Below are 23471 nucleotides of genomic sequence, written 5' to 3'. Positions count from 1 at the left end.
CCGAACCGACGGAGTGTTTTCAGTGATTCAAGCTACCCCAGTATTCAAGGACAACCTCGCGCAATTGCCGGCCATCGACGGCATCGCACGCATCGATCTCGTCGGCGCGAACGGCGACGTGGTCGCCACCATCGAGAACCAGCCCGGCAAACAGGGTTCGCTCGCCGTGTACCACTACCTGAAGCAGGCATTCGGCACGCTTGACGCGAAGGCTGCCGAGCATGGCCTGGCCGTGTTCGCCGAGCACACCGCCGATGCGCGCAACCGCCCCGGCGCACACCCGAACGTCGATCGCCTGCTCGCGATCGTCGCCGGCGGCGAAGCGCTGCGCATCGACGTCGTCGCGAAGGGCTGAGCGACGGCCGGGGCAATGATGCCGCGCGTCGATGCGCGGCACGCACATGCATCTCGCCAATGAGCGCGGGTGTATGCAGGATCGCCGTCCCGCCCGCACCGGCCGGGACACCCGTGCCCGCGTTCAACGCGATCGATGACGGCCTCGCCCCCCGTCATTTTCACGATTTGATGTCCTGACTCAAACCCTCCTCCGCGAAAATCGCCGGCCATCTCGACGGCAAATCACGTCGTCCGTCATTCGAAGACGCCGAAGCGCTCGCGACACATCCCACCGCCCGCCAAGCATGTAGGCCCATCGCGGCACCGCATATCGTCCATGCATCGAGCATGCCGGCATGCTCGCGCAAACACGGCGCCGACAACCCGTGCGATCGATGCCCGGTCGTTCGCAATGCACGCATCGCGAAACGCCCTCACATCGCATTAGTACATGTATCAATTGCTGCCGACCGCATTTAATACACGTCCCATTTAAATCGCATCCCAGGTTACCCAAAATTGCCATGGGTTGAGTCGAATCCAACGCATCGCCCTCCCCGGCACGGACCCGTCCGTATCAAGAATCCGGCCAATGCGATGCACGCGATCGACCTCTAAGGCAGGCAGCGTCCCTTCCCCTCGTCAACCACTCCCGTGAAACGGAAGCAACGGCACCGCCCGGATTTATCCCGGCGCGGTACGGCTCGTTGCGTCCTGCGCGAGGCGACGGACGCCGCATCGAATACATCGGTAGCGAAGGTATATGCACACGGCACTCGAACAGCAACGCGCCGCCGCTCCGTCGGCGATCCATGGCTTCCTCACGCGCATCGTCGACATCACGCTGATCGCGCTCGGCGCCGCGGCGGCAGCCTGGTTTTCTCCCGGCGACGGCATCGATCCGTCCGACAACGTGGCGATCGTCGCGAGCACGGCGGTATTCGCGATGATCCTGTTCCCGGCGTTCGGCGTGGCGCGCATACCGCGCGATCGCGCGACCCATCGCATCGTATTCCTTACCGTCGTGGCATGGCTGCTCGCGCTCGCCGGCTCGGCAATCGTCATGTTCGCGATGCGCGGCGCGTTGCCGGTGCCGCCGAGCGGATTCCTGCTCTGGGCGGCGGCAAGCGGCATCGCACTCGTCGCGTTTCGGCTCGCCGTATGCGCGACAGTCGAACGGATCGTCCACGTGGGCGAACGCACCAGGCCAGTCGCGATCGTCGGCGGCGGTGCACATTGCGTCGCCGTGCTCGAACGGATCGCGCAATCGCCGTCGGCGCGCTATCGCGCGGCAGCCGTGCTCGATCCGGACCGCTCCGCACAACCCGGCGCGAACGGCATCGAAGCCTTTTCCACGCTCGACGCGTTCGCCGCGCACGTGCGGGCGCATGCGATCCCGGAAGTCTGGATCGCGCTGCCGATCACTGAAACCAGCGCCATCGTTCGCGTGCTCGATACATTCCGGCACGACCTCGTCGACGTCCGCCTCGTACCCGACGTCAGCCAGCTCGCGATGTTCGACGGCGCGATGGTCGACCTGGTCGGTGCACCGGCGATCAACCTTGTCGCCTCTCCGCTGTCGCCCCGCGCGCTGCTTCAGAAAGCGATTTTCGATCGGTTGTTCGCGGCGGCGGTGCTGGTCGGCACGGCGCCGCTGCTGCTCGCGATCGCGCTGGCCGTCCGGCTGTCTTCGCCCGGCCCCGTGCTGTTCCGCCAGCTGCGCAAGGGCGCGAACGGCAAGGCGTTCGCGATCTACAAGTTCCGCACGATGCACATGCATGTCGACACGGACGGCGGCGTGCGGCAAGCGACGCCCAACGATCCACGCGTGACCCGCATCGGCGCGTTCCTGCGCCGCACGAGCCTCGACGAAATGCCGCAGTTCATCAACGTGCTGCGCGGCGAGATGTCCGTCGTCGGCCCGCGTCCGCACGCGCTCGAACACGACGACCTGTATCACACGCGGCGTCAGCACGCCGAGCACGAGCTTGACGATTTCCAGCGAATTCCACGGATTGTTGAATGGCTGCATGAATGGCTCGACAAGAAAGACGCACCGCCCGGCGGATCGCATCGCGCACGGCGCGCGTGTTCGTCGATTGCCTCGCGGTTGACCGTTAGTTGCTTGCGCATCGAAGCCGCACCGTGATGCAGCCGGTGCGCGGCGATGCGGCTCGTCCCGCCAGTGTATCGGCCGAATGTCACCGACCGGTGACGATTTGCCGAATCGTCGTCATGCAACCGCCCGCGTTACGTCGGCAGCGCCGACGTGAGCTTGACCTTCTGCATCGGAATGTCGGTCTTGACGCTCAGCACGCCCGGGATGCGCGTCAGGTATTCCATCTGGAAGCGCCGGTAGTCGTCGATGTCGGCGGCCACCACGCGCAGCAGGAAATCGCAGTCGCCGGCCATCAGGTGGCATTCGACCACTTCCGGCATCTGCTGGACAGCCTCGGCGAAGCGGTTCACGGATTCCGCGTCCTGCCCTTTCAGCCACACGCGAGTGAAGATCGTCAGCCCCTTGCCGACCTTCGCCGGGTTCAGCACGGCCACGTATTTCTCGATCACGCCCGCTTCCTCGAGCAGCCGCACGCGCCGCAGGCACGGCGACGGCGACAGCCCGACCTCGTGCGCGAGTTCCACGTTCTGCATGCGGCCGTCACGCTGCAGCGCGCTCAGGATCCGCCGGTCGATAGCATCCAGCTTCATTGGCATCAAATTCCAAAAAAATCGCAAATCACTCGTTCAATGCCAAATTCTCAGGAATATTGGTCCGCAACGCAACCCGATTCGAGTCAAAAAAGCAGACAATCCTACTCCCCCGAAGGAGGAGTAATGAGCAGTAGCGTTTCAACGTCGTCCGGGCTTCGCGACAAGCCCGCCTATGTCGCCGAGATGGGCCGCGGATTGCGCGCGGCGCTGCCCGTCATGCTGGGTTTCGTGCCGTTCGCGCTGGTGCTCGGCGCACAGGCCGCGCAAAAAGGGCTGAGCCTGCTCGAGGTCCCGATGATGACGGGCCTGAACTTCGGCGGCGGCTCCGAATTCGCGGCGATCCATCTGTGGACGTCGCCACCGCATATCGCGCTGATCGTCGCGATGTCGTTCCTCGTGAATTCGCGGCACATCCTGATGGGTGCCGCGTTCGCGCCATACATCCGGCGCCTGCCGCGCCGCCGCGCGTTCGCGGCGCTGTTCTTCATGTGCGACGAAAGCTGGGCGATGTCGCTCGCCGACGCGCGCTCGCGCTCGGCCTCGCACATCAGTGTCCCCTATTACGCGGGCATCTGTTCCGGGCTGTACCTGACGTGGATCTCGATGACGACGCTCGGCGCGGCGGTCGGCCCGACGATCGGCAACGTCGAGCAGTACGGCTTCGACATGGCATTTACGGCCGTGTTTCTGGTGCTGCTGCGCGGAATGTGGAAGGGCATGCGAGCGGGCCGCCCGTGGTTCGTGAGCCTTGTCGTCGCAGCCGGCACGCACCTGGCCGTGCCCGGCGCGTGGTACGTCGCGGCCGGGGCGTGCGCGGGGCTGATCGCCGCGCTGCTGTGGGAGCCGCGCGATGCTGCCTGATTTCGCGACGGTCGCGACCATCGTGCTGATGGCGTCGACCACCTACCTGTCGCGCGTGCTCGGCTACGTGCTGCTGCGCAACCGCACGCTGAGCCCGCGAATGGCATCGGTGATGGAAAACGTGCCGGGTTGCGTGCTGATCTCGGTAATCGCGCCGGCCTTCGTGTCGACGCGCCCGGCCGACCTGCTCGCGCTCGCCGTCACGCTGATCGCGGCGACCCGCCTGTCGATCCTGCCGACCGTGATCGTCGGCGTCGTGTCGGCCGGCCTGCTGCGGCATCTGCTCGGGTAATCGGATCACGCGGGCGGCACATCGAACCGGAAGACGGGCGCGCGATGCGCCCGTTTTCGCATCCGCGTGCGGGGTGCGGTGCGCTGAGGTGCGGCATGACACGACACAACATGCGCCGCAACGGGATGCTAGCCTTGCGGGTGTACCCGCGATGCCTTTCCCCTCTCATTGCCTACCTGCGAGGATCGTCCCGATGCAAGAAACCCGCCCGCTGTTCGACCGCGTCCTGCTCACCAACGACGACGGATTCGACGCCCCCGGCCTTGAAGTGCTCGAACAGGTCGCCACGCAACTGGCGCGCGAAGTCTGGATCGTCGCGCCGGCGGAGGACCAGAGCGGCACGTCGCATTCGCTGAGCCTGCACGAACCGCTGCGCGTGCATCGCAAGGGCGAGCGCCGTTTTGCAGTGCGCGGCACGCCGGGCGATTGCGTCGCGATCGCGGTCAGCCACCTGATGAAGGACGCGCGGCCCGACTTCGTGCTGTCCGGCGTCAATCGCGGCGCGAACCTCGGCACCGAAACGGTGTTCTCCGGCACGGTCGGCGCCGCGATGACGAGCATGCTGGTCGGCGTACCGGCGATCGCGCTGAGCCAGGCGTTCGTCGATCGCAACGCGGTGCCGTGGCATACGGCGCTCACGCACGCACCGGACGTGATTCGCCGGCTCGTCGCGGCCGGCTGGGACAGCGACGCCTGCCTCAACGTGAATTTCCCGGCGCGGCCGGCCGACGACGTGCGCGGCCTGAAGGTGACGAACCAGGGCGCCGGCACGCTGCAAGGCGTCGACATCGTGTCGGGGCGCGATCCGCGCGACATCGAATACCACTGGCTGAAACTGGCGCGCGCACCGCGCGACGACGATGCGGATTCGGAAACGGCCGCGCTCGGCGAAGGCTATATCGCGGTCACGCCGCTGAAGTTCGAACGCACGCACGATCAGGCGCTCGCGCGGCTGCGGTCGAACCTCGGCTGACCTGGAGAGCCTTTACCGGTCACGTCAGGTTCATTCCCCCGTCGAGCATCACGATCTCGCCCGTCACATAATCGGACGCGACGAGCATCGCAACCATCTGCGCGACGTCGTCCGGCGTCGCCGCACGGCGCATCGGCGCGCGCTCGCGCCAGAGCTGCTGCGCGTCGGTCCAGTCCGCGGTCAGCGGCGTATCGACGAGCCCCGGCGCCACCGCATTGACGCGAATCGCCGGCGCGAGCGTACGCGCCAGCAAGCGAGTCGTGTGATTCAGCGCGGCCTTCGCCGCCGCATAGGGAATCGACGCCCCCTTCGGCCGCACGCCGGCGTGCGAGCTGACGTTGACGACGCACCCGGCACGCCCGCCCGACGCCGCCTCGAGCAGCGCGGGCTGCGCTTCGGCGACGAGCCGAAACGGCGCGATCACGTTGATCTCGTGCATCTCGCGCCACACGTCGGGCGTCGCGGCGGCGAGATCGTCGTGCGGAATCACGCGGCTGACGCCCGCATTGTTGACCAGCACGTCGAGGCGGCCATGCACCGCCAGCGCGTCGCGAATCAACCGCACGCGCTCCGCATCGTCGGCGAGATCGGCCTGCACGTAGGTCGCGCCGAGTTCGCGCGCCATCGCACGACCGGTGTCGGCGGAACTGCGCGAATGGAGGATCACCGCGTAGCCGTCCGCCGCCAGGCGTCGCGCGATGGCCGCGCCGATTCCCGACGTCGATCCGGTGACGAGCGCGACAGGCCGATGCACGCGCGACGCGCGCGGCTCGGCGACGGTTTCGGTTTCAGGTTCCGTTTCGGAAATCGGGGCGTTGATCGGCGGATGCGGCGCGTCCATGGCGTGGAATCCTGTCAGTGGCGTTCCCGCATCATAAGCATGACGACGGCCGATGCGGATGCGTGCCGTCTACGGCCGTTTCGGCAGGTCGACGAAATCCTCGAGCTCGCCGGCGATATAAAGCCGCTTGCCGATTCTCGGGTATTCGCAGACGTCGTGTTCGAGGCGCTGGCCGAGGATGAACAGTTCCAGCGGCACCTCGCCGGTGTTCTGCAACGTGTGTGCGTCGCCGCCGCGCGGAAAACCGAGGAAATCGCCCGGCCCGATTTCGCACGTGCGTTCGCCGATCGTGACCGAGCCGGTGCCGGACAGCACGTACACGCATTCTTCCTCGTACAGGTGGCGGTGATACTCGGCCGATTCGTGCCCGGGCATCAGGGTGAGCAGGTGCGCGCCGATCTGCGTGAGGCCGGTCAGGTCGCTGAGCTGTCGTTTGAGGCGAACGGCATTGGGATTGAGCGAATGCACCGCGCGCGTCGGTTCCATCTTCGCGATGTCGGCGGCTTTCAGCAGCTCCCGGGGAGGTGTCGTGGACATGGGGATCTCGTCGGCGTGAATGCTGCGGTTGAGCGCGCCGCCCGGGCCGGCACGGCGCGCATGCCGCGTTATTGTCCGACATTTTCACGCAGACGAGCTGCACATCTCCAGATACGGATAGCCGGCGGCGGCGGCACGCGCGCGACGCATTCGCCGCCGCCGCTCAACCCACATGCACGCCGCGCAGCGTCGTCAGCAACGCGACGAGACGGTCGACGTGCTCGTCCTCCGTGCGCCACGACGACACGCTGATCCGGAACGCCGGCCGCCCCTGCCATACGGTCTGCCCGAACCATACGTCGCCCGAATCCTGCGCGGCCTGAAGGATCGCGATCGTCTCGTCGTCGGTGCCGGCGCGCACGAGCACCTGGTTCAGCACGACACGGTTCAGCACGTCGTAGCCGGCCGCGCGCAGGCCGTCCGCGACGCGCTGGGCCTGTGCGCAATGCCGCTCGACCATCGTCGCCACGCCGGCGCGGCCGAGCGCACGCAGCGCGGCCCACACCGGAATGCCGCGCGCACGCCGCGAGAATTCGAGGTTCAGGTTCTTCTGCGCATCCTGCGCGCCGCTCAGGTAGACGGCATCGCTGTTCATCGCGGTCGCGAGCGCGGCCGCGTCGCGGCAGATCACCATCGCGCCGTCGTACGGCGTGTTGAGCCACTTGTGGCCGTCGGTGGTCCAGCTGTCCGCGCCGTCGATGCCGTCGGTCAGCGCGCGCTTCGACGACGCGCGCGCCCACAGCCCGAACGCGCCGTCCACGTGCACCCACGCGCCGGCGGCCTTCGCGCGCGGAATCAGCGCCGCGAACGGATCGAATTCGCCGGTGTTCACTTCGCCGGCCTGCACGCAGAGGATCGTCATGTCGTCGAGCGGCGGCAATTGCGCGGGGTCGATGCGGCCGTGCGCGTCGACCGGCGCGACGATCAGGCGCTTCATCCCGAAGCCGAGCACGCGCAGCGCCTTCTTCACCGTGATATGCGCGAGCTCCGAGAGCACGACCTTCACCTCGGGTGCACCGATCAGGCCGTCCGCGTCGACGTCCCAGCCCTTGCGCGCGAGCAGCGCACGCCGCGCGGCCACCAGCGCGACCAGCGTGCAGGCCGTCGCGCTCGTGCCGAAGCCGACCGCGCTGCCTTCCGGCAGCCCGAGCACGTCGACGACCCAGCGCGCGGCCTGCCGCTCGATCGTCGCGGCCACCGGCGAATTCGCGAACGACGACGCGCACTGGTCCCACGCGAGCATCAGCCGCTCGGCGGCCGCCGCGGCCGGCAGCGTCGCGCCGATCACGAAGCCGAAGTAGTTCGGGCCGTTCGATGCGACGGTCGCGGGCGTGCCCTTGTCGTCGAGCAGGCGCAGCATGTCGTCGGCCGGGCGGCCCGCATCGGGCAGCGGCTCGTCGAAGGCCGCAAGACCCGCGAGCGCCGCGGCGTCGGGATAGGCGCGCCGTTCGTCGGTCGCGGCGAGATACGCTTGCGCGCGCCGGTCGGCATCGGCCAGCAGGGCGAGTTCATCCATGTCGATTGCCTCTGTGAAGATCAGAGTTGCAGGAGGTCGCGGCCCAACCGATGCAGCGCATCGTCGATCCGCTTGTAGTACGTGAACTTGCCGACGCGCGTCGCCCGCACGAGCCCGGCATCCGCGAGGATCCGCATGTGGCGCGTGGTCGTCGCCGGCGCGATGCCGAGCTTCTCGGTGATGTACGTGCAGCACACGCCGAGCTCGTCGAAGTCGCCGTGCGGCTGCGGCGGGAAATGCTTGCGCGGCTGCTTGAGCCAGCGCATCACGGCCAGACGGCTTTCATTGGCCAGTGCGCTGATGCGGGTGACGTCGTCCATGGTTCCGGTCTCGTTTGACGTTTTGAATATTAGCTAAATGACGAAACGTGGACAACCCGCTTCGCGGGCGATCTTGCGTTCGCTGTCGCGGGGGAAGCGGCCCCGTTCCGCTACTACGCCGTATTTGGCGTCATCGCGTCGGACGCTGACGCGCAACCGCGTCCGCCGCGGCGCGATCCGGTTGCGCTCACCCCGCCGCCAACGCCTGCGCCAGTCGTTCGATCAGCGCCCGCACGCGCCGCGGCTGCACCGCACCGCCCGGATAGACGATCTGCAGGTCGACTTCGCCCGGCGAGAATTCGCGAAGGATCTCGACCAGCGCGCCGGACGCCAGATCCTGCTCGACGTCGAGCAGCGACTTCAGCGCAATCCCGTGCCCCGCGACGCACCACGCGCGCACGAGCGCGCCGTCGTTGGCGACGCGCCGGCCACGCACCGTCACGCGCTTCGGTTCGTCGTCGATACGGAACGGCCACTCGGCATACAGCTCCTGGCCGAAGCGCATCACGATGCAGTCGTGCGCGGCAAGCTCGGCCGGATGCCGCGGCGTGCCGTGCGCGGCGAGATACGCAGGCGCGGCGCACACCACGCGGCGCGAGCGGCCGAGCGAGCGGCTGCGCAGCGCGCTGTCCGCGAGCTGGCCGCGACGGATCGCGAAGTCGAGCCCCTGCCCGACGAGATCGACGTAGCCGTCGCCGAGATGCAGGTCGACCGTGACGCCCGGGTGCTCGGCCAGGAACGCGTCGACCACCGGCACGACGCGCGCCTGCCCGAGATCGGCCGGCGCGCTCAGCCGCACGGGCCCCGACAGCGTCTGCGCGCCGAGCCGCACGCGGCTTTCGAGTTCGTCGGCCTCGGCGAGCAGGCGCCGCGCGCCCGCGACCAGCGTGCGGCCCTCGTCGGTCAGGCTGATCGCGCGGGTCGTGCGCGTGAGCAGCGCCGCGCCGTAGTGGCGCTCGAGCGCCGTCAGCCGCTCGGAAACCGTGGCAGGCGACAGGCCGACCTCGCGGCCGGCCGCGGCCAGCCCGCCCTTCTCCACGATGCGCAGGAACAGCGCGAGGTTGTCGAGCAGCATTCTTCGCTTCCTCCGAAGGATATTTTCGAAGTCTGCCCAATTATCCGGATGAACCGCAAGCGCTAGAGTGAACGCTCACCTTGCCGACGCCCGCTCGCGCCGGCCTCGACGACGAAAGGACACCCGCCATGGAATACCGCACGCTCGGCCGCTCCGGCCTCAAGGTTCCCGCGCTGAGCTTCGGCGCAGGCACGTTCGGCGGCACCGGCCCGTTGTTCGGCGCCTGGGGCAACACGGACGTCGACGAAGCGCGCCGCCTGGTCGACATCTGCCTCGAAGCCGGTGTCAACCTGTTCGACACCGCCGACGTGTACTCGGACGGCGCATCCGAGCGCGTGCTCGGCGCCGCGATCCACGGCCGGCGCGACCAGGTGCTGATCTCGACCAAGACGGGCCTGCCGACCGGCGATGGCCCGAACGACGCCGGCACGTCGCGCTCACGGCTGATCCGCGCGGTCGACGACGCGCTGCGCCGCCTCGATACCGACTACATCGATCTGCTGCAGCTCCATGCGTTCGACGCGGCCACGCCGGTCGAGGAAGTGATGTCGACGCTGGACGACCTGGTGCGCGCGGGCAAGCTGCGCTACATCGGCGTGTCGAATTTCGCGGGCTGGCAGATCATGAAATCGCTCGCGCTAGCCGACCGGCACGGCTGGTCGCGCTACGTCGCGAACCAGGTCTACTACTCGCTCGTCGGCCGCGACTACGAGTGGGACCTGATGCCGCTCGGCGCGGACCAGGGCCTCGGCGCGCTGGTGTGGAGCCCGCTCGGCTGGGGCCGGCTCACCGGCAAGATCCGCCGCCACGCGCCGCTGCCCGAACGCAGCCGCCTGCACGATACGGCCGGCTTCGGGCCGCCGGTCGACGACGAACGGCTGTACGACGTGGTCGACGCGCTCGACGCGATCGCCGAGGAAACCGGCAGGACCGTGCCGCAGATCGCGCTGAACTGGCTGCTGCAACGCCCGACCGTGTCGTCGGTGATCATCGGCGCGCGCAACGAGGAACAGTTGCGCCAGAACCTCGGTGCGCTCGGCTGGTCGCTGACCGATGCGCAAGTCGCGAAGCTCGATGCGGCGAGTGCGATCGAAGCGCCGTATCCGCACTTCCCGTATCGCCGGCAGGACGCGTTCGCGCGGCTCAATCCGCCGATGCGCGGGTAGGCGGAGCAGCGGACCGTCGCGCTCCGATGCAATGATGCAACGACGTGGCGACGTGGCGACGTGGCGACGTGGCGACATAGCGACATAGCGACATAGCGACATAGCGACATAGCGACGTAGCGGCGTGGAGACACAGCGTCGTAACGGCGTAACGGCCTAGCGACATAGCGGCGTAACGGCATAACGACGTAGCGACGACACGGCGCGACGGCCGTCACCGCGCGGCCAGCACACAGTCGATCATCTCGCCGATCCGCCGCGCGAGCCCGTCCATCCGCTCGGCCGGCACGCCGCCGTAGCCGAGCACGAGCCCGTTGTAACCCGCCGCGGTGCCCGGCAGGCAGAACGACGACAGCGGCCGCAGGATCAGCCCGTGCGCCTGCGCGACGCGGCTCAGTTCCGTGTCGGCCACCGGCACGTCGAGCCGCGCGGACAGATGCATGCCGCCCGCGCCGCCCGACACCGTCAGCCGCGTATTCAGCCGCCGCGCCAGTGCGTCGTGCAGTGCATCGCGCCGCTCGGCATACACGCGGCGCATGCGCCGCAGATGGCGCGTGAAATGCCCGGCGTCGATGAAATCCGCGAGCGCGCGCTGCTCGACGGCGCGGCCCTGCAGCATCAGTGCGCCCGCCGCGTCGCGCAGCGGCTGCGCAAGCGCGGGCGGCACGACCATGAAGCCGAGCCGCAACGCCGGAAACATCACCTTGCTGAAGGTACCGAGGTAGATCACCGGCGCGTCGTCGGCGAGCCCCTGCACGGCCGCGTGCGGCGTGCCGTGGTGACGGAACTCGCTGTCGTAGTCGTCCTCGACGATCCATGCGCCGGCAGCGCGCGCCTGCGCGACGAGCGCGAGCCGCCGTTCGAGGCTCATCACCGCGCCGAGCGGATATTGGTGCGACGGCGTGATGTAGACGAGCTTCGGCGGACGATCGCGCCAGTCGTCCGGATGCGGCGCGAGCCCCTGCGCATCGACACCGATCGGCTCGACGCGCAGGTCGGCCGCGAGAAACGCGTTGCGCGCGCCGTGGTAGCCGGGATTCTCGATCCATGCGACATCGCCCGCGTCGGCCAGCGCGCGGGCGCACAGGTCGAGCGCGCCCTGCGTGCCGTCGGTGACGATCACCTGCGCGGCGTCGCAGCGCACACCGCGCGACGCGCGCAGATAGCCGGCGATCGCGTCGCGCAGCACCGCGTCGCCTTCCGCGGACTGATAGCCGAGCTGCGCCGGCCCCGCCGAGCGCCATGCGCGCTCGACGCAGCGCCGCCACTGCGCGAGCGGGAAGGCGTCGACGGCCGGCACGCCCGGCATGAACGGCAGCGATTCGTCGAGGCCGCTCGTCGCGCGCTCGGCCTGCGCGACGCGCCGCGACAGCGCCGCCGTAGCGCCGGCGGACGCCGCGGCGGCGACCTGCGACCCGCGCAACCCCATCCGGGCGACCACCGTGCCCTGCCGCGTGCCGGTCACGAACCCTTCCGATGCGAGCCGCTCGTACGCGTACAGCACCGAATTGCGTGCGATGCCGAGCTCGTCGGCCAGCGTGCGCGATGCGGCAAGCCGCGTTCCCTCGGCGATCCGGCCGCTCAGGATCGCGTCGCGCAGGCACGCGTACAGCCGCTGCTGCTGCGACATCCGCGTGGCCGCGTGCGGCCCCGCTTCGCGCTCGAAGGTCGACAGCAGCAACGCGTAATCCATCGTGGCTCCAGAATGTGTGGATGTCATGGGTCTACACATGGTGCCACGAACTTTCTATCGTAGAGGTCTGCGCGCGTTTCCGGTCGTGCCGGCAACGCTTCATTCCATCCATCCTCGAAAGGTTCGCGACCATGAACGCTACCGACACCGGCCTGACCGTGCGCCCCGTGCGCGAAGACGATTTCGACGACTGGCTGCCGCTGTGGGACGGCTACAACCGCTTCTACGGCCGCTTCGGCGATACCGCGCTGCCGCGCGAGATCACGCAGCTCACGTGGTCGCGCTTCTTCGACGGCTACGAGCCCGTGCATGCGCGTGTCGCGGAACGCGACGGCCGGCTCGTCGGGCTCGTGCATTTCCTGTATCACCGGAGCACGACGCTGGCCGGGCCGACCTGCTATCTGCAGGATCTCTTCACGCTCGAGCGCGAACGCGGCAAGGGCGTGGGCCGCGCGTTGATCGAAGCCGTGTACGACGCCGCGCAGGCGCAGCGCGCCGAACGCGTGTACTGGCAGACGCACGAGACGAATCGCACGGCGATGCGGCTCTACGACACCGTCGCGGAAAAAACCGGATTCGTGATCTACCGGAAGGTCTTGCCGCGCTGATCATGCGGCGTGCCGCACGCCGCGCGGCCGCGACGGTTTCAATCCAGCGGCCGCGCCTTGATCCACAGGAACAGCGGCACGCGCGACCACTGCTTCAGCGTGTCCGTGTCGGCGCGATCTGGCAGCGGCTCGCGCAGCGACACGATCGCGAAGCCGGCCGCCTCCAGCGCATCCATGTAGGCCTGGAGCGGCAGCGACCAGCCCGCGAAGTGCATCGACAGCCCGTCGCGCGTTTCCACGCCCTCGAAATGCTCGCTGCCGAAATACGTGCCTTCGAGCACGAACGGCGCGTCGGGCTGCGGCCCCGCGAAACGGCCGCGATCGCGGAACGGATGCACGAGCGACACGAACAGCAGCCCGCCCGGCTTCAGCACGCGACGTGCCTCGCGCAACGCGGCCGCCATGTCGTCGAGGTCCATCAGCACGTTGTATGCCATCACGATGTCGAAGCTGGCCGGATCGAACGGCAGCGAGGCGGCATCGGCGAGCGCGTAGCGGTGCGCCGATGCCGCGCGACGCGCGGCGTCGAGCATCGCGGGCACCGCGTCGCTCGCGGTCACGTCGTAGCCGAGCGCCTTCAGTTCGCGGCTCACGCGTCCCTCGCCGCAGCCGATCTCCAGTGCGCGGCCGGTGCCGCGGCCGAGGTAGGCTGCCAGCCCGTCGCGATACTTCCAGAACGCATCGTGGCCCGGCCTGCCGGCCCAGTCGATCCATTGGTCGGCAACGTGCGTCCAGTGTTCCGTGATGGTTTTGCTGTCGGTCATGTTCGCTCCCGATCGGTGTTCGTCGTGCGGGCCCAGGATGCGCATGGTAAGCCGAAGCGGCGGTGCGCGTGAGCGCGTTGCGCGGCTCGAGGCCGCCGCGGCCGGTTTCCGTTTCCGGCGGCGGCGTTCTACAGTGGTTACGACGGACGACATGCGCCGCCGGACATCGTTCGCGTTCGGCGCGCGTGCCGATACACCCCCCATTCCGAGGAACGTCCATGCCGAGTATCGTCGCCGGCCCCGCCGGTCTGCCGCCGAGCCCCGTCGCCGCCGAAACGCGGATGGTGCACGACGTCGCCACGCTGCAGCCGTCGGACTATCGTTCGGCCGACGGGGCATCCTGGGTCATCGCCACCCTCACGCCGGCCCCGGACAGCGGCGAAAACGTGACCGGCAATACCTACTTCGATACCGCGAAACGGCAAACCGTCGCAGTGCCCGATGCGCGTCGGCGTTACGCGAACCGCGGCACCTGGCAGGTCGTCGCGAGTTCCAGCCCGTCGGTGCCCGCCACCGGCCGCTACGACTGGCTCACGCTCGCATGGCTGCCGATCAACGGGCGGCCGCTGCCGCAGACGCCCGAGCATCTGTATTCGCCGTTCATTCGCGGCGGCACGATCGTCTATCGGTGGAATCCGGCCGCGCAAGGCGGCGAGCAGTTCGGCAACGTGCGGATGATCTTTCCGGCGTGGCAACAGCAGGTCGCGGACGTGCTGCGCGCCGCGCCCGGCGACGTCGCGCAAGCGGCGGCGGCGCCCGCATCGGCGCTCGATCGCGTGCAGCAGGACGGCAATCCGATGGCCGCCGTGCTCGACTTCGCCGCCGCGCTGCACGAGGAACCGGCCGACCGGATCGCTGCGCGCCTGCCGGCATTGCTGCGCGCGAGCGACCTGCACGAAGTGTCGGCGATCGTGTTTCAGTGCATCGCCGCATCGCGAGAAGCGGACCGGCCGCGCTTCGTCGAGGCGATCAACGGGTCCGTCACCTCGATCGACGACGGCGCGCGCCTGCTCGCGATCGCCTACGGCGCATTCGCGGCCGGCAGGGCGAAGCCGCGTCCGTTCAGTGATGCCGAACAGGCCGCGCGCATCAACGATGTGTTCACGGCCTTGAAGCAGCGGACGTCGGCACTCGGCGTGCCGGCCGGACAGGGTTCGCCGTGGTACGAATTCTTTACCGCGTACCGGCTTGGCGGTGCGCCTTCCGGCTCGAGCGGAAGCAGGCAGTAATTACCTGACCTGCGCGAACGTCGGCGGCCTGATGCGTCGCAAGACTTCGACGAAAACGACGTCGTCCTGAATGCCGGTGCCCGGCATGCGATTCGCACGCGTCGGGCGGTGCATGGCGCGCGGTCGCCAAGGGAACCCGTGTGCGTCCCGTAGGGTCGAAACGTCACATGACCGTCGACGGCATCGCGTTCGCCGGTCGATCCACGATCCCCGCACCCTCTTCTCCCCATGTTGAGCATCGGTCCCTTCTCGATCCGCGTCGTCGCGGTAGCCGCCGCCGCGCTGCTGGCGTGGCTCGTAGCCCGCTTCATCCAGCGCCGCCCTCCCGACGGACATCACAAGAGCGCGTCGAGCCTGATCCTCGACGTGCTGCTGCTCGGGCTGGTCGCCGCGCGTATCGGCTATGTCGCGCAATGGTGGCGCGACTACGCGACGACGCCGCGCGCCATCGTCGCGCTCGGTGACGGCGGCTTCGACTGGCGCATCGGCATCGCCGCCGCACTGGCGTTCGCCGTCTGGCGGCTGCGTCGCCTGCCCGCGCTGCGCAAACCCGTGGCGGCCGGCATCGTCGCAGGCCTCGCCGCGTGGGGCATCGCGCAAGGCACGCTGGCGACACTGCAGCGCACCGCGCCGCCGTTCGCCGCGCTGCAGCTCGAAGCGCTCGATGCGACGCCCGTCCTGCCGCAACGCTTTGCAGGCAAGCCGGTCGTGGTGAACCTGTGGGCGACGTGGTGCGCACCGTGCCGGCGCGAGATGCCGCTCCTCGAACAGGCGCAACGCGATCATCCGGGCATTACGGTGCTGATGCTCAACCAGGGGGAAAACGCGCAGGCCGTGCGCGCGTTCCTCGAACAGCAGGGGTTGCGCTTCGACAACGTGCTGCTCGATCCGTCGTTGCATGCGATGCATGCGTACGGATCGCGCGGGCTGCCCACGACGCTGTTCTTCGATGCGAAAGGCGAGCTCGTCGAATCGCACATGGGCGAGCTCACCGCCGCGCGCTTGAAGGATGCGGTGGCGCAGCGTTTCGGTCAGTGATGTCGTCGGCAGCCTGCTCGAGGCCACGATCGATCGTCGATGGCAGCGCGCGTTCCCGCAGCCGCGACCGACTCGACCGCCGACACGCCGGCACTTCGACTACCATCGGCGACGCTCACGGCCTCGACAACACCATCACCCGCCCCGACACGCGCTGAAGCTTCAGCCACCCCGTGTCGGCGGTAAACCTGAGCTGCTGCAACGGGAAATCGAATCCCGCCTTCTGCGCGGCGCTGACCACCGCATCGGCGATCCAGCGAATCAGTTCCTTTCCTTCGTCGGTCGTCTGGTGACCGTTCTGGACACCATAGAAATAGCGGTTCCCTGCGTTGACTTCGTTCTGCAGCTGCATCCAGTGCCCCGGGAGGCCGGGCAGGGTCCTGAACAGGTCGGCCACGCGCTGCGTCGTCAGGCCGCGCGCCCACAACGCGCCGTTCACGGCGGGCCGCGCCAGGTTGTGACGGTCTGCGTCCTGTGCCTGTCCCTTGATCTCGCCTTTCAGACTATCGGGTTTCGTCATCGCACTGTCCTCGTGAGGGCCCGGTAACGGGCCGATTGAATGAATAATGCCGCCGAATAGCGAGCGCACGCGCGTCTTGCACGATACCGCTAATCTCAAAATTGATCGCCTGTCAGGTATATCAGGCCGGCGCCCGGTAATATCGCGCGCAAAAATCAGCCTCGTCCGATAGGCGTCGCGACAGCAGGCCGATATGCTTCGTCGGGTGCGGTGCCGGTGAAATGCCCTGTTCAAGTTCGGAGTGAGCCGGTCATCGAGCTTCATCGGCGCCGCACCCCGCTTCGTTGCGAGCCGGCTTCGGCGCGGGCGCTCGATGGTGGCCGGTGGACGCGGCCACGACAGGGAAAGACGATGTTGAAACAACACGCTGCCATATGCGAACGCCGAGCGTCTGCGCCGAAGCCGGATCCCTCCCGCCATTCCCTTCATTCCCGCCTGCACACCCCGCCATTATTCAAAAAAGCGTGACACGCATCGATATAATTTCCGAGATATATCGAACGACGCTCCATTGAATATTCACCATTAAATCGAACTGTTTCAGTTTCCGATTTTCTGAACAATTCCCATTCCCGGTCGAATATTTTTTCATTTATTTTTCGCCATGCTGACTGAACCGTGTTTGAAACTGCAAGCGTTTGCGAGACACGGTGAAGTGCCTTATCCATCGACTTCCAGGAGGAAAGCATGGCCGAAACTCAAACGTCCTCGAATCGCGCCGGCGAGTTTTCGATTCCGCCGAACACCGACTTCCGCGCGATTTTCTTCGCGAATGCTGCCGAGCAGCAGCACATCAAGCTCTTCATCGGCGACAGCAAGGAACCGGCCGCTTATCACAAGCTGACCACGCGCGACGGCCCGCGCGAAGCCACGCTGAATTCGGGCAACGGCAAGCTGCGCTTCGAAGTGACGGTAAACGGCAAGACGTCGGCCACCGATGCGCGCCTCGCGCCGATCAGCGGCAAGAAATCGGACGGTTCGCCGTTCACGGTCAACTTCGGGATCGTCGTGTCGGAAGACGGTCACGACAGCGACTACAACGACGGCATCGTCGTGCTGCAGTGGCCGATCGGCTGACCTGACGCACGATCGGCGGCCGCGCCGTGCCGGCCCACCGTCGTCTGGCCGGCCAGCGGTTCGCGCCCATCAAGCGGGCCTCACGCAGCCCCCCAATCCAGAACAGCGTTATCACAGGAGACTTCCATGCCGCTTCTTTCGGCTTCGATCAACAGCGCACCCGTCGTCACGTCCGAGACGTACGTCGACATCCCCGGCCTGCATATCGACATCGCCAAGGCAGAGATTCGCGACGGGAAACTGCAGGTCATCCTCAACGTGCCGACGCCGTACGCGACCGGCAACAATTTCCCCGGCATCTATTTCGCGATCGCGACCGACAAAGGCGTCGTCGCGGACGGCTGCTTCACCTATTCGTCGAAGGTGCCCGAAAGCACTGGGCGCATGCCGTTCACGCTCGTCGCGACGATCGACGTCGGGAGCGGCGTCACGTTCGTGAAAGGGCAGTGGAAAAGCGTGCGCGGCAGCGCGATGCATATCGATTCGTACGCGAGCATTTCCGCGATCGGTGACACGGCCGCGCAATCGTCGTCGCAAGGCGGCGGGAATCAGGGCACCGAAACCGGCGGCGGTGCCGGCAACATCGGCGGCGGCGGCGAACGCGACGGCACGTTCAACCTGCCGCCGAACATCAAGTTCGGCGTGACCGCACTCACCAACGCGGCGAACGACCAGACGATCGACATCTACATCGACGACAACCCGAAACCGGCCGCCACGTTCAAGGGCGCGGGCGTGCAGGACCAGAACCTCGGCACGAAAGTGCTCGACTCCGGCAAGGGGCGCGTACGCGTGATCGTGACGGCGAACGGCAAGCCGTCGCGCATCGGCTCGCGGCAAATCGATCTCTTCAAGAAGTCGTACTTCGGAATCGTCGGCTCGGAAGACGGCACCGACGACGACTACAACGACGGCATCGTGTTCCTGAACTGGCCGCTGGGCTGAACCCGGCGATGCGCGGCGCGGCAACGCGTGCGCGCCGCCGTCGAAGCCGCAATGGCGACGGGGCCAACCGCCCCGGCCACCCGTTGTGAAGCGATTCATTCGAGCAGTCATTTGCAGTCCCACGCCGCGCTCCGCGCGAGACGACGGCGAGATCCGCTCACCGGCCGCGCGATGCGAGACATTCCATCAAGACGAGGAAGACATGTCACAACCGTTTACCCATGACGATCTCTACGCCCTGCTGCAACTTGCCGGCAACGATGCAACCGCCGTGCAATCGAACGGCGATCAGGCCGTGCTCGACCGGATGCGTCAGTTCATGACCGCGCAGCTCGTGGAGAAGCTGCCGCAATACGATGTGTTCGTCGACATCGCAACGATCCCGTACAGCTTCGATGTCGGCAGTTGGCAGAACAAGGTGAAGGCCGATGCGGCCGGGCAGGTGATCGCCTGCACGGTGACGTGGGCCGGCGCACCCGGCGTGCTGCCCGGCGCGGCGGCGAAGTTCGGCGTCGGTGCGGTGGTCAATTACTTCTCGAAGGCGACGCCGCAACCGCAACCCACGCAGCCGGACACCACGACGACCGGCGGCGGCGAACGCGACGGCATCTTCAACCTGCCGCCGAACATTGCATTCGGCGTGACGGCGCTCGTCAATTCGTCCGCGCAGCAGACGATCGAAGTCTTCGTCGACGACAACCCGAAACCGGCCGCAACGTTCCAGGGCGCCGGCACGCAGGACGCGAACCTGAACACGCAGATCGTGAACTCGGGCAAGGGGAAGGTGCGCGTGGTCGTGACGGCGAACGGCAAGCCGTCGAAGATCGGTTCGCGCCAGGTCGACATCTTCAAGAAGACCTATTTCGGGCTGGTCGGCTCCGAAGACGGTACGGACGGCGACTACAACGACGGCATCGCGATCCTGAACTGGCCGCTGGGTTGACGGGCTGACCGTCAAACGGAAGGCAAGCGCCGGGCGCCGATTCGCCAGGCGCTTGCCTTTATTGCTTCCGATGCCCGCCGGGAACATCGCATACGGGCATGACGAGCACCAGATGGATAGCCTGAAACATGACGTGGTCGCGCCTGCACACGGTACGCCGGGCGAGCACGCGCGACGTCGCGACATCAGCCGTCACGCCGGGCGCCACGTTGTGACGTCGCGAGCGGCGACGTCAAGCTGGCCGCGGCCAACTGCGTGCGCGCGGCGTAGGCCACGCGGTTGAACGCGACACGCTGCTCGCCCTTCAGTTTCGCTGCCTTCGCCGCCTGCACGAGGCCGATCGGATCGACAAGACGGCCGTGTCGCCGGACCTCGAAGTGCAGATGCGGGCCGGTCGCGGTCCCGGTACTGCCGACCGCGCCCACCCGTTGACCTCGGGCGACCCGCGCACCGGTTCGCAGCGTGGGCTCGAACGCCGACAAGTGCGCGTAGTACGACGCATAGCCACCGTCATGACGGATCACCACATACTTGCCGTAACCGCGCGGCTCGGTGCCGATGAACGTCACGACGCCGCGCTCGGAGGCATGGACGGCGCGCCCTGTCGGCGCGGCGAGATCGACGCCCGAATGCACGTGGCGCGCGCCGGTCACCGGATGCACGCGCGCGCCGAAGCGCGAACTGGTGCGAGTCGACCGGACCGGCATCGCGAACCGGGTGCCGTCGAACGGCATGCCGTCGAGATCGTAGTAGGCGCCCGGCACCCCCGCTCCGGGGGCGAACCACACGGCCGCGACGCGCCGGCCGCGAAAGCGGATGTCGAGCGCCGTCACGCGCACGCCGTCCGGCAGTGCCGCATCGTCATCGGATTCGAATGCGACACGGAAGGTGTCGCCGGTCGCGCCGTGCAGCTTCGGGTCGATACGACCGGCCAACATGCGCGTCAGCTGCGCCACGACACCGTCGGGCAATTCGGCGCGCGCCAGCGACGCATGCAGGCTGCCGGTGATCGCACCGGCCCGCGCGCCGCTCTCCCGCTCCGCGAGCACGAACGGTTGCGCGGACGCCAGCTCGACCCGACGCGATGCGAATGCCGAAGGCGTGCCGATCGCGGGAAGATGCGATGCAAAACCATAATCGAAACGCCCTGCGTAACCCCGCTCGATCGCACCCCGTGCCGCATCGCAAAGGACAACGTACGGCGCACAGGCGCCGGCACGCACGACGAACATGCCGGGATAGGCCTCCGCACGCACACGCACCGCCTGCGCATCCGCCACGATGCGCGGAACCACCGTCGACGCAAGCAAGCCGCCCCAGACGGTGCGGGCGGAATTGAAGAAAGGCACGTCGACAAGGTCGGCCGCTTGCGCCGCCACGGGCGCGGACGGCACGGCACCGGAGGATGCCAGCGCCATCGCGCCCTGTGTGCCGGCAAGCCACGCCGCCGCGATGACACCGCGCAGCAGCGCGCGGCGAACGGGAAAGCGGATGGCGCCGCGTTGCGCGGATCGACCTTGTTCGCGTGCGAGACGTAAACACAGGTCGAACCGCATCGCGTCGTCACTCGCTATCCATGAAAATTTGAAATGAACCGGGTATCGCGGAGGAAAGAGCGTCGCGATCCGGTAGCCTGGAGGCGAGTGTACTGGCGCGACCAACATCGCCGAATAGGACCAATCCGATTTGTTCAGAAGTTGTCTTAGTACATGAACGAAAGACAAAAGTCGCCGTAAAAATGCGCGGGATGCGCCCCTTCGGTCGCGTGACACCCCGCATGGCTGTACAGTCGAGGGTTGCCCGCGCACGCGCGCATGCCCGCCGGGCCACGGCGGGTGCGCCGCCCGTCGCGCCTTCTGTCCTCAACCCGGAATCCCGTCATGTTTCTCGATCATCTTCATCCGGAACGCTGGACGTTCCTGTGGAACGCGTTGTCCACGCTGTCGCTCAGGCTCTGCGCCGCCCTCGCGCTGCTCGTTGCGGGCTGGTGGCTGTCGAAACGCATCGGCAACTGGCTGAGCCGGCTGCTCGCGAACAAGGAGCGCGTCGACGACACGCTGCGGCCGATCCTCTGCGACGTCGCCGTGTGGGGCATCCGCATCGTCGCGATCGTCGGCGCGCTGTCGCAGCTGGGCATCGAAACCGCGAGCATCGTCGCGGTGCTCGGCGCGGCCGGCCTCGCGATCGGGCTCGCACTGCAGGGCACGATGCAGAACATCGCGGCCGGCATCATGCTGTTGCTGCTGCGGCCGTTCAAGGTGGGCGACTACATCGACGGCGGCTCGAGCGTCGCGGGGACGGTGGACGAAGTCGGCCTCTTCATGACGCGGCTGACGAAGCCGGACGGCATCTGCGAATACGTGCCGAACAGCGCGCTGTGGGGCAGCGCGATCCGCAATTACACGCGCAATCCGACGCGCCGTCTCGATCTCGAGGTGGAAGTGTCGGTGCACGACGACATCGATCGCGCGCTCGACGCGCTACGCGCGCTGGCCGAAGCCGATCCCGACGTGCTGACGGAACCGGCACCGGACGTGATGGTGATGCGCTTCGACGACAGCACGGCGATCGCGAACATGCGCGTGTGGACGCACACCGACAAGTTCTGGGCGATGCGCTGGCGCCTCGCGCGCCAGGTGCGCAAGACGCTCGCCGATGCGGACTGCGCGTTGCCGATCCGCACGCGCGAACTGCACATCGTGCATGACGCCGAACAGCAGCGCCGGGCCGACCCGCGCCGCGTACAGGCGTCGTAAGACGTCGGGGCGCACGACCGCGCATGGCGCGCTGCGCCGTGCGCCCCGCTCGCATCACATCCTGACGATATCGAGCAGCGCCTTCCTGCCGCTCTTGTAAGTGAATACCGAGATCGCACCGTGCTTCAGGTCGCCCTGCGGCGTGAAGCTCGTTTCGCCGATCACGCCGCGATAGTCGGTCGCCGGCATCGCGGCGAGCACCTTCGCCGGGTCCGTCGAGTTCGCGCGCTTCATCGCGTCGACGATGATGTACACCGCGTCGTACGAGAACGGCGCGTACACCTGCATCGGCTGGCGATAGCGCGCCTCGTAACGTTTCACGAACGCCGCGCCGCCCGGCATCTTCTCGAGCGCGATGCCGGCTTCCGAGCACACGACGTTGTCCGATGCCGGACCCGCGAGCTTCGGCAGGTCGGTCGAGCACACGCCGTCGCCGGCGAGGATCTTCGCGCGCATGCCGAGCTGGCGTGCCTGCTTCGCGAGCGGACCGCCCGTCGCGTCCATCCCGCCGTACATGATCGCGTCGGGGTTCTCGCCCTTGATCTTCGTGAGGATCGCGCGGAAGTCGATCGCCTTGTCGTTGGTCGCATCGCGCGAGACGATCTTCATCCCGGCCGCTTTCGCCGCCTTTTCGAATTCGGTCGCGAGGCCCTGCCCGTACGCGGTCGAATCGTCGACCACGGCGACCGTCCTGATGCCCAGGTGCTTCGCCGCGTACATCGCGAGCGCGGGCCCTTGCTGCGCATCGGTCGCGACGACGCGATAGGTCGTCTTGAAGCCCTGCTGCGTGTAGGTCGGGTTGGTCGCGGCCTGCGAGATCTGCACGACGCCGCCGTCGCGATAGACGCGCGATGCGGGAATCGACGTACCCGAGTTGTGATGGCCGACGACGCCGACCACCTTGTCGTCGACGAGCCGCTGCGCGACCTGCGTCGCGGTGCGCGGGTCGCCCGCGTCGTCCTGCGCGTCGAGCTGCAGCGTGACCTTCCTGCCGCCGATCGCGAGCCCCTTCGCGTTGATTTCCTCGACCGCGAGCCGCGCGCCGTTCTCGCTGTCCTTGCCGAGGTGCGCAATCGCGCCAGTCAGCGGCGCGACGTGCCCGATGCGCACGATCTCGTCCGCGTGCGCGGACAGCGTGAATAGTGCACACGCCAGCGCGACCGCGCATGCCGCCTTGTTCCGATGCCGATTCCGATTCATGTTCGTCTCCTTCCTTGTCGCTGTTGGTTCGTGATTCGTACCATCGTCGATTGCAGGCAAAGCGATGCG

General features: G+C 67.6%; 25 protein-coding genes. 13 read left to right on the top strand and 12 right to left on the bottom strand.

The window, feature by feature from the left end; all coding sequences use genetic code 11:
- The first annotated feature begins 22 nt into the window (after window positions 1-22).
- Together DIE12_RS20885 and DIE12_RS20880 are read left to right on the top strand one after the other, a co-directional pair.
- Window positions 23-355 carry a DUF2322 family protein gene (locus DIE12_RS20885; protein ID WP_124487065.1) on the top strand — a complete coding sequence of 111 codons (333 nt, stop codon included), beginning with the start codon at window positions 23-25 and terminating at the stop codon, window positions 353-355.
- 744 nt (window positions 356-1099) lie between these two features.
- A complete protein-coding gene (locus tag DIE12_RS20880) occupies window positions 1100-2485 on the top strand; it encodes an exopolysaccharide biosynthesis polyprenyl glycosylphosphotransferase (RefSeq protein WP_260427291.1) in 1386 nt (461 codons plus the stop codon).
- Between the two features lie 101 nt (window positions 2486-2586).
- On the opposite strand, the gene DIE12_RS20875 is transcribed toward DIE12_RS20880, so the two are convergent.
- The gene (locus DIE12_RS20875) at window positions 2587-3045 is read right to left on the bottom strand and encodes an Lrp/AsnC family transcriptional regulator (RefSeq protein ID WP_006486309.1); all 459 of its coding nucleotides are present in this window, start codon (window positions 3043-3045) and stop codon (window positions 2587-2589) included.
- Window positions 3046-3171: 126 nt separating this feature from the next.
- Between DIE12_RS20875 and DIE12_RS20870 the strand changes: the two genes are divergently transcribed.
- The 3 genes from DIE12_RS20870 (at window position 3172) to surE (ending at window position 5174) form a co-directional block, all read left to right on the top strand.
- Window positions 3172-3909, top strand: a complete 738-nt coding sequence (locus DIE12_RS20870; RefSeq protein WP_124487066.1) for an AzlC family ABC transporter permease — start codon at window positions 3172-3174, stop codon at window positions 3907-3909.
- Window positions 3899-4201 carry an AzlD family protein gene (locus DIE12_RS20865; RefSeq protein ID WP_162999222.1) on the top strand — a complete coding sequence of 101 codons (303 nt, stop codon included), beginning with the start codon at window positions 3899-3901 and terminating at the stop codon, window positions 4199-4201. Before DIE12_RS20870 ends, DIE12_RS20865 begins: the two co-directional genes overlap by 11 nt.
- 193 nt (window positions 4202-4394) lie before the next feature.
- Window positions 4395-5174, top strand: coding sequence for a 5'/3'-nucleotidase SurE (gene surE / locus DIE12_RS20860; protein WP_124487067.1), 780 nt, complete (start codon window positions 4395-4397; stop codon window positions 5172-5174).
- Window positions 5175-5193: 19 nt separating this feature from the next.
- On the opposite strand, the gene DIE12_RS20855 is transcribed toward surE, so the two are convergent.
- The 5 genes from DIE12_RS20855 to DIE12_RS20835 all read right to left on the bottom strand — a co-directional run bounded on the left by DIE12_RS20855 (window position 5194) and on the right by DIE12_RS20835 (window position 9463).
- The gene (locus DIE12_RS20855) at window positions 5194-6015 is read right to left on the bottom strand and encodes an SDR family NAD(P)-dependent oxidoreductase (protein ID WP_124487068.1); all 822 of its coding nucleotides are present in this window, start codon (window positions 6013-6015) and stop codon (window positions 5194-5196) included.
- A 69-nt stretch (window positions 6016-6084) separates the two neighbouring features.
- Window positions 6085-6552 carry a cupin domain-containing protein gene (locus DIE12_RS20850; RefSeq protein ID WP_044845430.1) on the bottom strand — a complete coding sequence of 156 codons (468 nt, stop codon included), beginning with the start codon at window positions 6550-6552 and terminating at the stop codon, window positions 6085-6087.
- Between the two features lie 163 nt (window positions 6553-6715).
- Entirely contained in the window at window positions 6716-8068 is a 1353-nt protein-coding gene (locus tag DIE12_RS20845; RefSeq protein ID WP_124487069.1) for a pyridoxal-dependent decarboxylase, read from the bottom strand.
- A 20-nt stretch (window positions 8069-8088) separates the two neighbouring features.
- On the bottom strand, window positions 8089-8388 hold the full coding sequence (locus DIE12_RS20840; RefSeq protein ID WP_040139054.1) for a helix-turn-helix transcriptional regulator: 300 nt from the start codon (window positions 8386-8388) through the stop codon (window positions 8089-8091).
- 187 nt (window positions 8389-8575) lie between these two features.
- Complete coding sequence (locus DIE12_RS20835) at window positions 8576-9463, bottom strand: LysR family transcriptional regulator (protein WP_124487070.1); 888 nt, start codon at window positions 9461-9463, stop codon at window positions 8576-8578.
- Window positions 9464-9591: 128 nt separating this feature from the next.
- Between DIE12_RS20835 and DIE12_RS20830 the strand changes: the two genes are divergently transcribed.
- Window positions 9592-10629 (top strand): aldo/keto reductase, encoded by a 1038-nt coding sequence (locus DIE12_RS20830; protein WP_124487071.1) that lies wholly within the window; start codon window positions 9592-9594, stop codon window positions 10627-10629.
- Window positions 10630-10843: 214 nt separating this feature from the next.
- Here the strand turns inward: DIE12_RS20830 and DIE12_RS20825 are convergent, their stop codons facing one another.
- Window positions 10844-12322, bottom strand: a complete 1479-nt coding sequence (locus DIE12_RS20825; protein WP_124487072.1) for a PLP-dependent aminotransferase family protein — start codon at window positions 12320-12322, stop codon at window positions 10844-10846.
- A gap of 131 nt (window positions 12323-12453) precedes the next feature.
- Here DIE12_RS20825 and DIE12_RS20820 point away from each other — a divergent pair, with 131 nt between their 5' ends.
- Window positions 12454-12930, top strand: a complete 477-nt coding sequence (locus tag DIE12_RS20820; protein WP_124487073.1) for a GNAT family N-acetyltransferase — start codon at window positions 12454-12456, stop codon at window positions 12928-12930.
- 38 nt (window positions 12931-12968) lie between these two features.
- Here DIE12_RS20820 and DIE12_RS20815 read toward each other — a convergent pair whose 3' ends face one another.
- Window positions 12969-13694 (bottom strand): class I SAM-dependent methyltransferase, encoded by a 726-nt coding sequence (locus tag DIE12_RS20815; RefSeq protein ID WP_124487074.1) that lies wholly within the window; start codon window positions 13692-13694, stop codon window positions 12969-12971.
- A gap of 218 nt (window positions 13695-13912) precedes the next feature.
- Between DIE12_RS20815 and DIE12_RS20810 the strand changes: the two genes are divergently transcribed.
- Window positions 13913-14923, top strand: a complete 1011-nt coding sequence (locus DIE12_RS20810; RefSeq protein WP_124487075.1) for a hypothetical protein — start codon at window positions 13913-13915, stop codon at window positions 14921-14923.
- A gap of 228 nt (window positions 14924-15151) precedes the next feature.
- The gene (locus tag DIE12_RS20805; protein WP_124487076.1) at window positions 15152-15961 is read left to right on the top strand and encodes a TlpA disulfide reductase family protein; all 810 of its coding nucleotides are present in this window, start codon (window positions 15152-15154) and stop codon (window positions 15959-15961) included.
- Window positions 15962-16076: 115 nt separating this feature from the next.
- On the opposite strand, the gene DIE12_RS20800 is transcribed toward DIE12_RS20805, so the two are convergent.
- A complete protein-coding gene (locus DIE12_RS20800; protein WP_044845438.1) occupies window positions 16077-16481 on the bottom strand; it encodes a hypothetical protein in 405 nt (134 codons plus the stop codon).
- 425 nt (window positions 16482-16906) lie between these two features.
- A complete protein-coding gene (locus tag DIE12_RS20795) occupies window positions 16907-17149 on the bottom strand; it encodes a hypothetical protein (protein ID WP_124487077.1) in 243 nt (80 codons plus the stop codon).
- 19 nt (window positions 17150-17168) lie between these two features.
- Between DIE12_RS20795 and DIE12_RS20790 the strand changes: the two genes are divergently transcribed.
- The 3 genes from DIE12_RS20790 to DIE12_RS20780 all read left to right on the top strand — a co-directional run bounded on the left by DIE12_RS20790 (window position 17169) and on the right by DIE12_RS20780 (window position 19446).
- The gene (locus DIE12_RS20790) at window positions 17169-17558 is read left to right on the top strand and encodes a fucose-binding lectin II (protein WP_124487078.1); all 390 of its coding nucleotides are present in this window, start codon (window positions 17169-17171) and stop codon (window positions 17556-17558) included.
- A 126-nt stretch (window positions 17559-17684) separates the two neighbouring features.
- On the top strand, window positions 17685-18503 hold the full coding sequence (locus DIE12_RS20785) for a fucose-binding lectin II (protein WP_044845440.1): 819 nt from the start codon (window positions 17685-17687) through the stop codon (window positions 18501-18503).
- A 202-nt stretch (window positions 18504-18705) separates the two neighbouring features.
- A complete protein-coding gene (locus DIE12_RS20780) occupies window positions 18706-19446 on the top strand; it encodes a fucose-binding lectin II (protein ID WP_124487079.1) in 741 nt (246 codons plus the stop codon).
- Between the two features lie 185 nt (window positions 19447-19631).
- On the opposite strand, the gene DIE12_RS20775 is transcribed toward DIE12_RS20780, so the two are convergent.
- Entirely contained in the window at window positions 19632-21002 is a 1371-nt protein-coding gene (locus tag DIE12_RS20775) for a M23 family metallopeptidase (protein ID WP_124487147.1), read from the bottom strand.
- Window positions 21003-21326: 324 nt separating this feature from the next.
- Here DIE12_RS20775 and DIE12_RS20770 point away from each other — a divergent pair, with 324 nt between their 5' ends.
- Window positions 21327-22202: a mechanosensitive ion channel family protein gene (locus DIE12_RS20770; RefSeq protein WP_124487080.1), complete on the top strand. Its 876-nt coding sequence runs from the start codon at window positions 21327-21329 to the stop codon at window positions 22200-22202.
- Between the two features lie 54 nt (window positions 22203-22256).
- Here the strand turns inward: DIE12_RS20770 and DIE12_RS20765 are convergent, their stop codons facing one another.
- Complete coding sequence (locus DIE12_RS20765) at window positions 22257-23402, bottom strand: branched-chain amino acid ABC transporter substrate-binding protein (protein WP_124487081.1); 1146 nt, start codon at window positions 23400-23402, stop codon at window positions 22257-22259.
- Window positions 23403-23471: the final 69 nt, after the last annotated feature.

The sequence above is a fragment of the Burkholderia sp. Bp9015 genome, from assembly GCF_003853505.1.
Taxonomy (GTDB): domain Bacteria; phylum Pseudomonadota; class Gammaproteobacteria; order Burkholderiales; family Burkholderiaceae; genus Burkholderia.
Note: the sequence above shows the minus strand (reverse complement) of the source record. Positions and strands in the feature narration are given on the sequence as shown.